This is a genomic window from Burkholderia pulmonis (assembly GCF_984667975.1).
The window spans coordinates 1,198,192-1,213,005 of record NZ_OZ480188.1; the positions used below are offsets into that span (position 1 = coordinate 1,198,192).

General features: G+C 68.1%; 11 protein-coding genes. 2 read left to right on the top strand and 9 right to left on the bottom strand.

The genetic code is table 11. The annotated features are described in order from the left end of the window. Positions 1-3: 3 nt before the first annotated feature. The 6 genes from AC5LXK_RS36865 to AC5LXK_RS36890 all read right to left on the bottom strand — a co-directional run bounded on the left by AC5LXK_RS36865 (position 4) and on the right by AC5LXK_RS36890 (position 8,783). On the bottom strand, positions 4-1,278 hold the full coding sequence (locus AC5LXK_RS36865; RefSeq protein WP_493394551.1) for a NupC/NupG family nucleoside CNT transporter: 1,275 nt from the start codon (positions 1,276-1,278) through the stop codon (positions 4-6). Positions 1,279-1,531: 253 nt separating this feature from the next. After that, positions 1,532-2,989 (bottom strand): dihydropyrimidinase, encoded by a 1,458-nt coding sequence (gene hydA, locus AC5LXK_RS36870; protein WP_493394552.1) that lies wholly within the window; start codon positions 2,987-2,989, stop codon positions 1,532-1,534. A gap of 64 nt (positions 2,990-3,053) precedes the next feature. After that, positions 3,054-4,562, bottom strand: a complete 1,509-nt coding sequence (locus AC5LXK_RS36875; RefSeq protein ID WP_493394553.1) for an NCS1 family nucleobase:cation symporter-1 — start codon at positions 4,560-4,562, stop codon at positions 3,054-3,056. A 103-nt stretch (positions 4,563-4,665) separates the two neighbouring features. Then, a complete protein-coding gene (gene preA, locus AC5LXK_RS36880) occupies positions 4,666-5,982 on the bottom strand; it encodes an NAD-dependent dihydropyrimidine dehydrogenase subunit PreA (RefSeq protein ID WP_493394554.1) in 1,317 nt (438 codons plus the stop codon). A 55-nt stretch (positions 5,983-6,037) separates the two neighbouring features. Next, positions 6,038-7,375, bottom strand: a complete 1,338-nt coding sequence (locus tag AC5LXK_RS36885) for an NAD(P)-dependent oxidoreductase (protein ID WP_493394555.1) — start codon at positions 7,373-7,375, stop codon at positions 6,038-6,040. A gap of 127 nt (positions 7,376-7,502) precedes the next feature. Beyond that, the gene (locus AC5LXK_RS36890) at positions 7,503-8,783 is read right to left on the bottom strand and encodes a Zn-dependent hydrolase (RefSeq protein WP_493394556.1); all 1,281 of its coding nucleotides are present in this window, start codon (positions 8,781-8,783) and stop codon (positions 7,503-7,505) included. A gap of 321 nt (positions 8,784-9,104) precedes the next feature. Between AC5LXK_RS36890 and AC5LXK_RS36895 the strand changes: the two genes are divergently transcribed. Continuing rightward, positions 9,105-9,797, top strand: coding sequence for a TetR/AcrR family transcriptional regulator (locus AC5LXK_RS36895; RefSeq protein ID WP_493394557.1), 693 nt, complete (start codon positions 9,105-9,107; stop codon positions 9,795-9,797). A 119-nt stretch (positions 9,798-9,916) separates the two neighbouring features. On the opposite strand, the gene AC5LXK_RS36900 is transcribed toward AC5LXK_RS36895, so the two are convergent. From AC5LXK_RS36900 to AC5LXK_RS36910, 3 genes are read right to left on the bottom strand one after another with little or no spacing between them, the layout of a single operon-like run. After that, positions 9,917-11,107 (bottom strand): acetyl-CoA C-acetyltransferase, encoded by a 1,191-nt coding sequence (locus AC5LXK_RS36900; protein ID WP_493394558.1) that lies wholly within the window; start codon positions 11,105-11,107, stop codon positions 9,917-9,919. 18 nt (positions 11,108-11,125) lie between these two features. Beyond that, positions 11,126-11,893: a 3-hydroxyacyl-CoA dehydrogenase gene (locus tag AC5LXK_RS36905; protein ID WP_493394559.1), complete on the bottom strand. Its 768-nt coding sequence runs from the start codon at positions 11,891-11,893 to the stop codon at positions 11,126-11,128. A 13-nt stretch (positions 11,894-11,906) separates the two neighbouring features. Then, positions 11,907-13,574, bottom strand: a complete 1,668-nt coding sequence (locus tag AC5LXK_RS36910) for an acyl-CoA synthetase (RefSeq protein WP_493394560.1) — start codon at positions 13,572-13,574, stop codon at positions 11,907-11,909. Positions 13,575-13,720: 146 nt separating this feature from the next. Here AC5LXK_RS36910 and AC5LXK_RS36915 point away from each other — a divergent pair, with 146 nt between their 5' ends. After that, the gene (locus AC5LXK_RS36915; protein WP_493394561.1) at positions 13,721-14,725 is read left to right on the top strand and encodes an AraC family transcriptional regulator; all 1,005 of its coding nucleotides are present in this window, start codon (positions 13,721-13,723) and stop codon (positions 14,723-14,725) included. Positions 14,726-14,814 lie beyond the last annotated feature (89 nt).

The window sequence follows — 14,814 nt, forward strand, 5'->3', positions numbered from 1 at the left end:
GCGTCAATGCAGCGAAAAGAACAGGCCGGCGATCGCCGCGCTCATCAGGTTCGACAGCGTGGCCGCCGTCAGCGCGCGCAAGCCGAGCCGCGCGACGTCCGAGCGCCGCTCGGGCGCCACCGCGCTGAAGCCGCCCGCGAGAATCGCGATCGACGAGAAGTTCGCGAAGCCGCACAGCGCGAACGATACGATCGCGAGCGTCTTCGGGTCGAGCACCTGCAGGCCGGCCGCCGCGACGTGCTCGCCGCCCTTCAGGTACGGCGACAGGTCGCCGTACGCGACGAATTCGTTGAAGATCAGTTTCTCGCCGATGAAGTTGCCGGCGAGCGTCGCATCGTGCCACGGCACGCCGATGATCCAGGCCAGCGGCGCGAACAGGTGGCCGATGATCCCCACCAGCGTGATCTGCGGAAAGCCCGCTAACGCGGCCACGCCGCCGACGATCAGGTTCATCAGCGCGATGAGCCCGACGAACGCGATCAGCATCGCGCCGACGTTGATCGCGATCCGCAGGCCGACCGACGCGCCGGACGCGGCCGCCTCGATCACGTTGGCGGCCCGCTTGTCGTCGAAATCGAGGCCGTCGACCACCACGCGGCTCGGCTCGACGGTCGGGAACAGCAGCTTGCCGAACAGCAGACCGCCCGGCACCGCCATGAACGATGCGGCGAGCAGGTATTCCATCTTCACGCCGAGGCCGGCGTAGCCGACCAGCACCGAGCCCGCGACCGACGCCATGCCGCTCGCCATCACCGTGAAGATCTCGGCGCTCGTCATGTTCCGCACGAACGGCTTCACGAGCGCGGGCATCTCGCTCTGCCCGAGGAAGATCGTCGCGACGGCCGAACATGCCTCGATGCGGCTCACGCCGAGCACTTTCGCGAGCCCCGCGCCGAGGATCGCGACGATCCACTTCATCACGCCAATGTAGTACAGCACCGAGATCAGCGCGGTGACGAAGATGATCATCGGCAGCACGCGCAGGCCGAACACGAACCCGCCGTCGCCGAACAGCTGGAACATGCGCGCGTCGACCAGCCCACCGAACACGAACGCGATACCGTGATTGCCCATGTCGAGCACGCGATTGACGCCGTTCGCCGCCGCGGCCAGCACCGCGCGGCCCGACGGCACGAACAGCACCAGCGCGCCGATCGCGAACTGCGTGAGCAGCGCGGCGATCATGGTCCGGCCGCTGACCGCGCGGCGGTTGTTCGACAGCAGATAGGCAACCAGCAACAGAAACAGCATACCGAGGAGACTGCGCAGAATATCCACCTTGTGCTCCTTTCTCACTATTTGAACTGTCCGGCGGGCGGCCCTGGGCCCGCGGCCCCTGCATGGGGTTGGTGGATGTTACTCGCTCGATATGCACGCCTGCAACGCCGAAAAAATCGTGGTCGCCAGTACCGGCGATCATTGCCTGTTTCGCGCCTCTCCAATTTGATCAGTTGTTCTATTTATTACGCAAAAACGCGCGGGGCGTGCCGTTCGCCGCTCGAACGGACACGCCCCGCATGACGCCCGCGGCTCAGCCCGCGCGTTCGACCGGATGCGGCTCGCGCAGCCGGTTCGCGATGCGGGCGGCCTCGTAGTAGCCGGCCGCAGGCGGGCGCTTCAGGTAGCGGCCCGCGCCGCGCACCGCGCGCAGCTCGCCGTCGGCCCATGCGAGCGCACCGCGCGTGAGCGTGTGCGTCGCGACGCCCTGCACCGTCATCCCCTCGAACACGTTGAAGTCGACCTGCTGGTGATGGGTCTTCACCGAGATCGTCTTCGTCGCGGCCGGATCCCATACGACAAGATCGGCATCGGCGCCGACCTGCACGGCGCCCTTGCGCGGATACAGGTTGAAGATCTGCGCGGCGTTCGTCGACGTGATCCGCACGAACTCGTTCGGCGTGATGCGGCCGTGATTCACACCGTGGTGCCACAGCACCGACATGCGATCCTCGACGCCGCCGCAACCGTTCGGAATCTTTGTGAAATCGTCGCGACCCATCGCCTTCTGCGACGCGCAGAACACGCAATGGTCGGTCGCCGTCGTGTGCAGCTGCCCCGATTGCAGCCCGCGCCACAGCGCCTCGCGATGCTCGGCCGAGCGGAACGGCGGGCTCATCACGTGCGCGGCCGCCCGCGTCCAGTCCGGGTCGCGATAGACGGCTTCGTCGATCACCAGGTGGCCCGGCAACACCTCGCCGAACACGCGCAGCCCTTCGCTGCGCGCACGCGTGATCACGTCGACCGCGTCCTTCGCCGACACGTGCACGATATACACCGGCACGCCGAGCACCTGCGCGATGCGGATCGCGCGGTTCGCGGCCTCGCCCTCGACCTCCGGCGGCCGCGACAGCGGATGCGCCTCCGGCCCCGTCATCCCGCGCGCGAGCAGCGCCTTTTGCAACTGGAACACGAGCTCGCCGTTCTCCGCGTGCACGGTCGGCAGCGCGCCGAGCTCGAGCGAACGCGTGAAGCTGTTCACGAGCACCTCGTCGTCGGCCATGATCGCGTTCTTGTACGCCATGAAGTGCTTGAAGCTCGATACGCCGTGCTCGCGCACGAGCGTGCCCATGTCGCGGTGCACGCTCTCGTCCCACCACGTCACGGCCACGTGGAAGCCGTAGTCGGAAGCGGCTTTCTCGGCCCAGCCGCGCCATTCCTGGAACGCCTCCATCAGCGGCTGCTTCGGGCTCGGGATCACGAAGTCGATGATGCTCGTCGTGCCGCCCGACAGCCCGGCGGCCGTGCCCGTGTAGAAATCGTCGCTCGCCCTCGTGCCCATGAACGGCAGTTCCATGTGCGTATGCGGATCGATGCCGCCCGGCATCACGTACTGGTCGTGCGCGTCGACGACGGTTGCGCCGGCCGGCGCGTCGATCTTCTCCGCAATCTGCAGGATCGTGCCGCCGTCCTGCGGGTCCGCGCAGAGCACGTCCGCGCGATAGGTGCGGTCCGCATCGACCACGGTGCCGCCGCGAATCAGGATTGCCATTTCGTTGCCTCCTCGTTGACTGTCGGGTGCCGCATGCCGCGCCTGCGTCACATGCCTTCGCGCGTCAGGCGCTCGCGATCTGCGCGCGCTGTCCGGCGCGCCACTTCATCCAGGTGCCGTACACGCTGGACGCCAGCACGAGGCCGACGAACCACGCGTACGTGTAGAGCGTGTTGAAGAACGCCGGCACGTTCGGGAACGACGCCGGAAATGCGGTGTGCAGGAAGCCGGGCAGGTTCGGCAGCACGCCGACCGCGAGCGCGACCAGCGCGGCCGGGTTCCAGCCGCGCGCGTAGCTGAAGCCGCCGCGCTCGTCGAACAGCGCGCGCGTGTCGAGCTGCGTGCCGCGAATCAGGAAGTAGTCGACCATCAGGATGCCCGCGACGGGCCCGAGCAGCGCCGAATAGCCGACGAGCCAGGTGAAGATGTAGCCGTCCGTCGTCGCGAGGATCTTCCACGGCATCATCACGATCGCGATCGTCGCGGTGATCATCCCGCCGGTGCGGTACGAGATGGCCTTCGGCCACAGGCTCGAGAAGTCGTAGGCGGGGCCGACGAGATTCGCGGCGAGGTTGCAGCACATCGTGTCGAGCGTGAGGATCACGAGCGCGATGCCCACGCCGATCCCCGTCATCCGGCTCGTCAGGTCGATCGGATCCCAGATCGCGTTGCCGTAGATCACGACCGTGGCCGACGTCACGACGACCGACACCACCGACAGCAGCGCCATCGGCAGCGGCAACCCGATCGACTGCCCGATCATCTGGTCGCGCTGCGAATGCGCGAAGCGCGTGAAATCGGGAATGTTCAGCGCGAGCGTCGCCCAGAAGCCGACCATCGCGGTCAGGCCCGGCCAGAACGTCGCCCAGAACAGCCCGGCCTTCTTGCCGCCGGCCGCGAACTGCGACGGCGCCGACAGCATCGAGCCGAACCCGCCCGCCTTCGACGTCGCCCACCACACGAGCGCCACGCACATCACGACCTTGATCGGCGCGGACCAGCTTTCGAGCCAGCGGATCGAATCGGTGCCGTGCCAGATGAAGTACAGCTGCAGTGCCCAGAACACGAGAAAGCACGCGAGCTGCCCGAACGAGATGCCGACGAGCGGCAGCGCCGCGCCGTGCAGCGCGTTGCCGGTCAGGATGTTCAGCAGCGTGTAGATCGCGCTGCCGCCGAGCCAGGTCTGGATGCCGTACCAGCCGCAGGCGACGATCGCGCGCAGCAGCGCCGGCAGCTTCGCCCCCTGCGTGCCGAACGACGCACGCACGAGCACCGCATAAGGAATCCCGTGCTTCGCGCCCGCATGGCCGATCAGCAGCATCGGCACGAGCACGATCAGGTTGCCGAGCAGCACCGTCGTCACCGCCTGCCACGGCGACATGCCCTCCTGGATCAGCCCGGCCGCAAGCATGTACGACGCGATGTTCATCACCATCCCGACCCACAGCGCCGCGAAGTGATACCACTTCCACGTGCGCTGCGCCGGCGTCGTCGGCGCGAGGTCGTCGTTGTACAGGCTGCCGCCCTGCGCCGCGGCGCTGTCGGGATCGGCGGGATTCGCTGCGGATTTCATCGATGGCACTCCACGAAAAACGTCAGCGCCGGCATCGTGCGATGCCGGCCCAGGGGGTAACGAAAAACGGCGGCGCAGACGATGCTGCACCGCCGGACGCCGGTCAGGCCGCCTTCGCGTGTTTCTCGGGCGGGGCCGCGGTGCCCGCACCCGCCCCGGCATCCGCGCTCGCCGGATTGTTCGGATGCGTGGTCCAGTTCGCGTAGTCGCCCGAATCGACGCGCTCCATCGTGATGCATTGCTCGACCGGACACACATGCATGCAAAGATTGCACCCGACGCACTCCGAATCGACCACTTCGAAATGCCGCACGCCGTCCTTCGTCGCCGTGATCGCCTGGTGCGACGTGTCCTCGCACGCGATGTGGCACAGCCCGCACTGGATGCAGCGGTCCTGGTCGATGCGCGCCTTGATGTCGTACTTCAGGTTCAGGTATTTCCAGTCGGTCACGTTCGGCACCGCGCAGCCGCACACGTCGTCGAGCGTCGCGTAGCCCTTCTCGTCCATCCAGTTCGACAGCCCGTCCGCGAGATCCGACACGATCCGGAAGCCGTAATGCATCGCGGCGGTGCACACCTGCACGCTGCCGGCGCCGAGCACCATGAACTCGGCCGCGTCGCGCCATGTCGAGATGCCGCCGATGCCCGAGATCGGCAGGTTCGGCGTTTCCGGATCGCGTGCGATTTCCGCGACCATGTTCAGCGCGATCGGCTTGACCGCCGGGCCGCAATAGCCGCCGTGCGTGCCCTTGCCGTCGACGGTCGGCATCGGCGCCATGTGGTCGAGATCGACCGCGACGATCGAGTTGATCGTGTTGATCAGCGACACGCCGTCGGCCCCGCCCTTGTACGCGGCGCGCGACCCCATCCGGATGTCGCTGATGTTCGGCGTGAGCTTCACGAGGCACGGCAGCTTCGTGCCTTCCTTCACCCAGCGCGTGACCATCTCGACGTATTCGGGCACCTGCCCGACCGCCGCGCCCATCCCGCGTTCGCTCATCCCGTGCGGGCAGCCGAAGTTCAGCTCCACCGCGTCGGCCCCGGTATCCTCGACGAGCGGCAGGATCCACTTCCAGTCGCGTTCGTTGCACGGCACCATCAGCGACACGATCAGCGCGCGGTCCGGCCAGTCGCGCTTCACCTGCGCGATCTCTCTCAGGTTCACGTCGAGCGGACGGTCGGTGATCAGCTCGATGTTGTTCAGCCCCGCCATGCGCTGGCCGTTCCATTGCACGGCGCCGTAGCGCGAACTGACGTTGACGACGTGCGGATCGAGCCCGAGCGTCTTCCAGACGACGCCGCCCCAGCCCGCCTCGAATGCGCGGTTGACGTTGTAGGCCTTGTCGGTCGGCGGCGCGGACGCCAGCCAGAAGGGATTCGGCGAGGTGATGCCTGCGATGGTGCAGCGAAGGTCGGCCATGTTCGGCTCCGTGAGAATGGGGTCGTGATCGGTGTGCTGCCGGTGCGCCGCGCGTTCAGGCCGCCTTCGCGTCGCGCGCGGCGAGCGCCGCGTCGATCGAAGCGGCCGCGCACTTGCCGTCCTGTACGGCCTGCACCGTGAGGTCGATGCCGTCCGTCGCCGCGCAGTCGCCGCCGGCCCACACGTCGGGCAGCGCCGTGCGCCCGTCCGCCTCCACCGCGATGCGCGTGCCGTCCGCCGTCAGCAACGCGGCGGCGACGCCGTCCGGCACCAGCGTCTGGCCGATCGCCTTCAGCACCAGGTCAGCGTCGACGGTGAAGCGCTCACCCGATGCCGCCTCGAATTCGACACCCGTCACCTGGCCGTTCGCCCCCGCGATGCGCATGGGCTTCGCGTGCGTGACGAGCGCCACGCCGCTCTTCTGCGCGAACTCGCGCTCGGCCCACGTCGCGCTCATGGCCTCCACGCCGCGTCGGTACACCATCGTCACGCGCTCGGCGCCGAGCTTGCGGCTCTGCACGGCCGCGTCGATCGCCGTATTGCCGCCGCCGATCACGACCACGCGCCGCCCGACCGGCACGTTCTCCAGCCCGTCGGCCTGCCGCACCTGCTCGATGAAATCGACCGCGTTCATCACGCCGCCCAGTTGCTCGCCGTCGATCGCGAGCGCACGCACGCCGCCGAGGCCCATCGCGAGAAATACCGCGTCGTGTTGCTCGCGCAGCGCGTCGAGCGTCACGTCCCGCCCGAGCGCGACGCCCGTTTCCAGCGTGATGCCGCCGACCGACAGCAGCCACTCGACTTCGCGCTGCGCGAAATCGTCGACCGTCTTGTACGCGGCGATCCCGTATTCGTTGAGGCCGCCTGCCTTCGGGCGCGCGTCGAACAGCGTGACGCGATGCCCGGCGAGCGCGAGCCGGTGCGCGCATGCGAGCCCGGCCGGCCCCGCGCCGACTACCGCGACATGACGGCCCGTATCGGGTGCGCGCCGGAACTGCACCGCGCCGGTCTCCATCGCCCAGTCGGTCGCATGCCGCTGCAGCGCGCCGATCGCGACCGGCTGCGCATCCTGGTGATTCCGCACGCAGGCGCCTTCGCACAGGATCTCGGTCGGGCACACGCGTGCGCACATCCCGCCGAGCGGATTCGCGGACAGAATGTCCATAGCGGCGCCTTTGAGGTTGCCGTTACCGATCTTGCGGATGAAGCTCGGGATGTCGATCTGCGTCGGACACGCCTGCACGCACGGCGCGTCATAGCAGTAATGGCAGCGGCTGGCGGCAGCCGCCGCGGCAGTCGGATCGAGCAGCGGCGCGATATCGGCGAATTCGCACGAGAGTTGCGTGGACGACAGGCGATGCGCGGCGATATCGCCGGTTGGCTTGGTGGTCATACGCGTTCCTTCGACTGAGTGGAGACAAAGCCGTCCCCGCCGGCTGCGAACGCACAGTCGGGGCGGTCATGCTGAGGAATCCTGCGGTCAGGCGATACGCAGCGTCCCGGCTGCTACGGTCGATGCGTCATGAGGCCGGCTCGCATGCGCGCGACAGCATCGCGTGCAGCAGCACGTTCGCGCCGGCCTCGATCCATGCGGGCGTCGCGTCCTCGATCTCGTTGTGGCTGATGCCGTCGACACACGGCACGAACACCATCGAAGTCGGCGCGACCTGCGCGAGGTAGCATGCGTCGTGCCCCGCGCCCGATACGATGTTGCGATGCGAGTAGCCGAAGCGATCGGCCGCGCTGCGCACGGCTTCCACGCAAGCGGCATCGAACGCGACCGGCTTGTAATAGAAAATCTGCTCGAGCTCCGTGTCGAGCCCGATACCGGCCGCGATGCGCGCGACACCGTCGCGCAGCGCGACATCCATCTTCGCGAGCACCGCATCGTCCGGATGCCGAAAGTCGACGGTGAAGAACACGCGGCCGGGAATCACGTTGCGCGAGTTCGGGTGGACCTGCATCATGCCGACTGTCGCGCAGCCGAACGGCGCATGATCGAGGCCGATCCGGTTGACGAGATCGACCACGCGCGACGCGCCGAGCAGCGCATCGCGACGGCGCGGCATCGGCGTCGGCCCCGCATGCGCTTCCTGGCCGGTGAACGTGATCTCATACCAGCGCTGCCCCTGCGCGTCGGTCACGACGCCGATCGTCTTGCATTCCGCTTCGAGAATCGGCCCCTGCTCGATATGCAGCTCGAATGCCGCATGCAGCTTGCGCCCGCCGCACGGCACGTCGCCCGCGTACCCGATGCGCGCCAGTTCCTCGCCGATCGTCTTGCCGTCCACATCCTTGCGCGACAGCCCGTATTCGAGCGAAAACACGCCGGCGAACACACCGGACGCCACCATCGCGGGCGCGAAGCGCGAGCCTTCCTCGTTGGTCCAGATCACGACCTCGACCGGATGCTCGGTCTCGATCCCGTGATCGTTGAGACTGCGAATCACCTCGAGGCCGCCGAGCACGCCGTAGATGCCGTCGAAGCGGCCGCCCGTCGGCTGGGAATCCGCGTGCGAGCCCGTGACGACCGGTGCCGCGTCGGCCACCCGGCCCGCGCGGCGCATGAATACATTGCCCATCGTATCGACCGTCACCGTGCAGCCGGCGGCCTTCGCCCAGCCGACGATCAGGTCGCGGCCGGCCTTGTCGAGATCGGTCAGCGCGAGGCGGCACACGCCGCCCTTCGGCGTCGCGCCGATCTTCGCGACTTCCATCAGGCTGTCCCACAACCGCTTGCCGTCGACCTTGATCGACGTGTCGAAAGCTGCCCGCTTCACTGTTTCCGATACCGCGTTCATTCGTATCGCTCCTGTGGGGTCGGTAATGTTTTCAGCCCGGTCTGTGCCGGTGCGTGCCATGCCGGTTTCGGCGCACATCCGCCCTTGCGTGGTGCATGCCCGGGTGGTTCGCGAAGTGCGTTGAATCCTGTCCGATTGGACAGGTTTTAGACGATCAAAATGACCAGCGCAACGTCTTTCTTGCAGGATTCGACAGAGCGAGAAACGTGCCATCGCAACGCAGCATCGCCGTACACGCATGTCATCCGCATGCGTGCGCTCGACGCGGATCAGCGGCTAGAATGAAGCCCAACGCGGCATGCCCGCCGCGCGAGGGTAACGATGAGACACGACGAGGCGGCAACCGAAGCCACCGACCGGGACGAAACGCCGGCGCCTTTGCGGCGACGCAAGGCACACATCCGCGAGTCCAACGAAGCGCATCTGCTCGCCTGTGCGGAGGCCGTTTTCGCGGAACGCGGGCTCGACGGCGCGAGCACCGCGATGATCGCGGAGCGCGCCGGATTGCCGAAAGCGAACCTGCATTACTACTTCCCGACGAAGCTCGCGCTGTACCGCCGCGTGCTCGACGACCTGTTCGAGGACTGGCATCGCGCGGCCGGCTCGTTCGAGGCCGGCGACGATCCGGTGGAAGCGATCGGCGGCTACGTGCGCGCGAAGATGGCGCTGTCGCAGCGGCGGCCGCTCGGCTCGAAGGTCTGGGCCAACGAGATCATCCACGGCGCGGAGCACATGCAGGACATCCTGTCGGAACGCGTGAAGCCGTGGTTCGACACGCGCGTGAGCGTGATCGACGGCTGGATCGCGCGCGGGCTGCTCGCGCCGATCGACGCGCATGCGCTGATGTACCTGATCTGGGCGACCACGCAGCACTACGCGGATTTCGATGCGCAGATCCGCGCACTGAGCGGCAAGCGCACATTCACGAAGAAGGCGTTCGACGCGCAAACCGAACAGGTCGTGCAGCTCGTGATTCGCGCGTGCGGCGCGGTATCGCCGAACGCGAAACCGTAGCGCAACAAGGCGATCCGCCGAATGAAAAACGGGCGACGCGCACCGCACGGGGAGGTCCCGTGCGATACGCGCCGCCCGTGTTGCCGCGTACGTACGTGCGTGCGACGTGATGCGCTGCGTTACGCGATGCGCTCGATCGCGATCGCCGTCGCTTCACCGCCACCGATGCACAGCGATGCGACGCCGCGCTTCAGGCCATAGGTCTCGAGCGCAGCCAGCAGCGTCACCATCACGCGTGCGCCCGATGCGCCGATCGGATGGCCCAGCGCGCACGCGCCGCCGTGCACGTTGACCTTCTCGTGCGGCAGATCGAGGTCGCGCATCGCGGCCATCGGCACCACCGCGAACGCTTCGTTGATCTCGAACAGGTCGACGTCGCGCAGGTTCCAGCCGGTCTTCTCCGACAGCTTGCGCAGCGCGCCGATCGGCGCGGTCGCGAACAGGCCGGGCTTGTCCGCAAACGTCGAATGCCCGACGATCACGGCCTTCGGCGTGAGGCCGAGACGCTCGGCTTCCGAGCGGCGCATCATCACCAGCGCGGCCGCGCCGTCCGAAATCGACGATGCGTTCGCGGCCGTCACCGTGCCGCCGTCGCGGAACGCCGGCTTCAGCGTCGGGATCTTGTCGAGCCTCGCCTTGCCCGGCTGCTCGTCGATCGACACGACGCTTTCCGTCTTGCCGGCCTTCACGGTCACCGGCGCGATTTCGGATACGAAATGCCCGTCCGCGATCGCGCGTTGCGCGCGTGTGAGCGACGCGATCGCGAACGCGTCCTGCGCCTCGCGCGTGAACTGGTACGCCTGCGCGCAATCCTCGGCGAACGTGCCCATCAGGCGGCCCTTCTCGTACGCGTCCTCGAGCCCGTCGAGGAACATGTGGTCGAGCACCTGCCCGTGACCCATGCGCATCCCCGCGCGCGCCTTCGGCAGCAGGTACGGCGCATTCGTCATGCTCTCCATCCCGCCTGCAACGGCCACGCCCGCCGAACCCGCCAGCAGCAGGTCATGCGCGAACATCGCCGCCTTCATCCCGGAACCGCACATCTTGTTGACCGTGGTCGCGCCCGCCGCGAGCGGCAGCCCGGCCTTCAGCGCGGCCTGCCGCGCCGGCGCCTGCCCCTGGCCGGCAGGCAGCACGCAGCCGAACACGATTTCGTCGATGCGTTCGGCCGGCACGTTCGCACGTTCCAGCGCCGCGCGAATGGCCACCGCGCCGAGGTCGCTCGCGACGGCCCCCGCCAGGTCGCCCTGAAAACCACCCATCGGCGTACGCGCCGCCCCAACGATTACGATCGGATCCTGAGTCGTCATGATTCGCTTCCTCCAGTGTCAGCGCGGTGCCATGCGCAACGCGCCATCGAGACGGATGACTTCGCCGTTCAGCATCGTGTTCTCGGCGATGTGGCGCACCAGCGCCGCAAATTCTTCCGGGCGGCCGAGCCGCGGCGGGAACGGCACGCTCTTGCCGAGTGCGTCCTGCACGTCCTGCGGCATGCCGGCCATCATCGGCGTCGCGAAAATGCCGGGCGCGACCGTCACGACGCGAATGCCGAAGCGCGCGAGTTCGCGCGCGATCGGCAGCGTCATGCCCGCCACGCCGCTCTTCGACGCCGCATACGCGGCCTGTCCGATCTGCCCGTCGAACGCGGCGACCGACGCCGTATTGACGATCACGCCGCGCTCGCCTTCCGCGTCGGCGTCCTGCGTCGACATCGCTTCGGCGGCCAGCCGGATCATGTTGAACGTGCCGACGAGGTTGATCGACACCGCGCGCGCGAAGCGCTCGAGCGAATGCGGGCCGTCGCGGCCGACAACCTTCTCGCCCGGCGCGACGCCCGCGCAATTGACGAGCCCATCGATGCGGCCGAACGCGTCGCGCGCGGCGGCGACGGCCGCCTGGCCGTCGGCTTCGCTCGTCACGTCGGTCTTCACGAAGCGTGCGGCCGCGCCGAGTTCGTTCGCGAGGCTCGCGCCCGCATCGTCATTGACGTCCAGCAGCACCGCCTTGCCGCCTTGCGCGACGACCATCCGCGCTACCGCGGCGCCGAGGCCCGAACCGGCGCCCGTAATCAGAAAAACGCGATCCTTGATATTCATTCGCAGTCCATATTCAGGGTTGAGCGGCCTTCTCGGCTTCCATCTTGCGCAACACGAAGCGCTGGATCTTGCCGCTCGGGGTTTTCGGCAGCGCGTCGACGAAGTCGATCGCGCGCGGATAGGCGTGAGCGGACAGCCGCCGCTTCACATGCAGGCTCAATTCGTCGGCCAGTTCGGGCGTGCCGTCGAAGCCTTTCGACAGGACGACGAACGCCTTCACGATCTCCGTGCGCTCGGGATCGGGCACGCCGATCACGGCCGCTTCGCTGACGGCTGGATGCTCGATCAGCGCGCTTTCCACGTCGAACGGGCCGATCCGGTAGCCGGACGACGTGATCACGTCGTCCGCGCGGCCGATGAAGCTCACGGTGCCGTCCGGCTCCAGTTCGACGTTGTCGCCGGTCCGGTAATAACCGCCCGCGATCGCCGGCGTGTCCTGCTGCCAGTAGCCGTGGAACCACAGCAACGGCGAGCGCGCGATGTCGATCGCGAGGTTGCCGGGTTCGCCGGGGCCGAGCTCGCGGCCCGCTTCGTCGAGCACCGCGACACGGTAGCCCGGCATCGCGAAGCCGGCCGAACCGACGTGCACCGCGTGTGCGAGACCGTGATGGTTGTTCACGACCATGCCGAGTTCGGTCTGGCCGTAGTGATCGTAGATCGGCGCGTCGAGCGCCGCGTCGAACCAGCGTACGACTTCCGGATTCAGCGGTTCGCCCGCGCTGCTCACCACACGCAGCTTGCCCTTCACGCGCGCCGCCGCTTCCGGCCCGGCGGCCATCAGCATCCGGTATGCGGTCGGCGAGCCGGCGAGGCTCGTGATGCCGAGCCGTTCGATCACGTCGTACGTGCTGTCGACCGTGAAGCTGCCCTCGTAGAGGGTCGTCGCATGGCCGAGCACCAGCGGGCCCGTGATCGCGTAATAGAGGCCGTATGCCCAGCCCGGATCGGCGATGTTCCAGAACCGGTCGCCTGCACGCAGATCGACTGCATCGCGCGTGTACGCGCCGAACGCGAGCAACGCGAACAGCGGCACCGGCACACCCTTCGGCAAGCCCGTCGTACCCGACGTCGACATCATCATGAACAGGTCCGACCCCTTGCGCAGCACCGGTTCGAATGCATCGGACTGCGCGTGGAGCGCCGCGCGGAAATCGATGTCGCGTTCGGGCAGCGTATCGCCCGGTTCGCACACCGTCGCCACCGGCGGGCAGTCGGCGATCTCGTCGAGCTTCGCGCGATTCGCCGCATTGGTCACGACGAGGCGCGCGTCGCTCATGCGCAACCGGTGCTCGATCGCCTTCGGGCCGAATGCGGTAAACAGCGGCTGGTAGACGGCGCCCGCGCGCCACGTGCCGAGGATCGTCGCGACGAGCTCCGGCGTGCGCGGCAACAGGCCGGCCACCACGTCGCCCGGCTTCACGCCCTGCGCGACGAGCAGGTTCGCGACCCGGGCCGACAACGCCTGCATCTGCGCGAACGTGAAGCGGTGGTGCTGCCCGCCGGCATCGATCCAGTCGAGCGCGACCGCGTCCGCCGTCACGTGCCGGTCGCAACATTCGACGCACGCGTTCAGGCCGCGTTCCAGGTCGCCGTGCAACTGCGCGGCGGCGGTCTCGATACTGAACCGGGCCACGGCGTCGGCGTAGGCCGGCACCGCCGGGGCGGTAGCTCCATCAGGCATGCGTGTCTCCTGTGCGTTATGACCGCCGGCGAGCCCAAGGGGCGCGACGGGGATATATCGATAGTAGACAGCCCGCACATTGCAATCAATGACAAACAGAATCTAGAATCGTGATCGCTTTTGCCATGTCGGGAGGATGCAGAAAAATGGGGCCGCAGATGATTTCGCCGGATTTCGTCGACGATGCGCTCGCGTGCCTGCGCCGGCAGCACATCGCGACGGCGCCCGTGCTGCGCGCCGCCGGCCTGCCGGCCGCCGTGCGCGAGCCCGTCACGCCGCAGCAGTACGGCCGGCTGTGGCTCGCGATCGCCGGCACGCTCGACGACGAGTTCTTCGGGCTCGCCGCGCGCCCGATGCGGCGCGGCAGCTTCACGCTGCTGTGCCACGCGGTGCTGCACGCCGGCACGCTCGACAAGGCGCTGCGGCGCGCGCTGCAGTTCCTGCGCGTGGTGCTCGACGAGCCGCACGGCGAGCTCGTCGTCGCCGACGGTCAGGCGCAGATCGTGCTGGCGCAGCCGGGCGCCCCGTACCCGGCGTTCGCGTACCGGACGTTCTGGCTGATCCTGCTCGGTGTCGCGTGCTGGCTGACCGGCCGGCGCATCCCGCTGCAGCGCATCGATTTCGCATGCCCGAGCCCCGGCCAGCGCAGCGACTATCACCAGTTCTTCGGCGTGCCCGTGCATTTCGACCGGCCCGACAGCCGGCTCGCGTTCAACGCCGCGTACCTCGCGCTGCCGACGATCCGTTCCGAGCAGGCGCTGAAGACCTTCCTGCGCGGCGCGCCCGGCAACCTGCTCGTGCGCTACCGTCACGATACCGGCTGGGTCGCCAGAACGCGCGCGCACCTGAAGGCGCTGCCGGCTGCCGAGTGGCCCGACTTCGACACGCTGGCCGTGCGCCTCGACACGACGCCCGCGACGTTGCGGCGCCGGTTGCGCAGCGAAGGGCAAAGCTTCGCGGCGATCAAGGACGAGTTGCGCGGCGCGCTCGCCCAGTCGCTGCTGCACGGGCACACGCTCAGCGTCGCCGAGATCGCGGCCGAGCTCGGCTTCACCGAGCCGAGCGCGTTTCATCGCGCGTTCCGCAAATGGACCGGCACGAGCCCCGGTGCATTCCGGCGCGACGTGCATGCAGCGAACGCGGAGCCTTGAAGCGCGAGCGGATCACGCATGTCGCGCGCGGATGACGGAGGGCCGTCCGTCATCCGACGCTGATACGATGCGAACGTTCGCGTGCTGCC

What these genes read in the sequence shown, in the direction of transcription:
- AC5LXK_RS36910 (WP_493394560.1), bottom strand. Translation starts at nt 13,574, where the DNA reads ATGCCTGATGGAGCTACCGCCCCGGCGGTGCCGGCCTACGCCGACGCC.
- AC5LXK_RS36875 (WP_493394553.1), bottom strand. Translation starts at nt 4,562, where the DNA reads ATGAAATCCGCAGCGAATCCCGCCGATCCCGACAGCGCCGCGGCGCAG.
- preA (WP_493394554.1), bottom strand. Translation starts at nt 5,982, where the DNA reads ATGGCCGACCTTCGCTGCACCATCGCAGGCATCACCTCGCCGAATCCC.
- AC5LXK_RS36890 (WP_493394556.1), bottom strand. Translation starts at nt 8,783, where the DNA reads ATGAACGCGGTATCGGAAACAGTGAAGCGGGCAGCTTTCGACACGTCG.
- AC5LXK_RS36915 (WP_493394561.1), top strand. Translation starts at nt 13,721, where the DNA reads ATGGGGCCGCAGATGATTTCGCCGGATTTCGTCGACGATGCGCTCGCG.
- AC5LXK_RS36905 (WP_493394559.1), bottom strand. Translation starts at nt 11,893, where the DNA reads ATGAATATCAAGGATCGCGTTTTTCTGATTACGGGCGCCGGTTCGGGC.
- AC5LXK_RS36900 (WP_493394558.1), bottom strand. Translation starts at nt 11,107, where the DNA reads ATGACGACTCAGGATCCGATCGTAATCGTTGGGGCGGCGCGTACGCCG.
- AC5LXK_RS36895 (WP_493394557.1), top strand. Translation starts at nt 9,105, where the DNA reads ATGAGACACGACGAGGCGGCAACCGAAGCCACCGACCGGGACGAAACG.
- hydA (WP_493394552.1), bottom strand. Translation starts at nt 2,989, where the DNA reads ATGGCAATCCTGATTCGCGGCGGCACCGTGGTCGATGCGGACCGCACC.
- AC5LXK_RS36885 (WP_493394555.1), bottom strand. Translation starts at nt 7,375, where the DNA reads ATGACCACCAAGCCAACCGGCGATATCGCCGCGCATCGCCTGTCGTCC.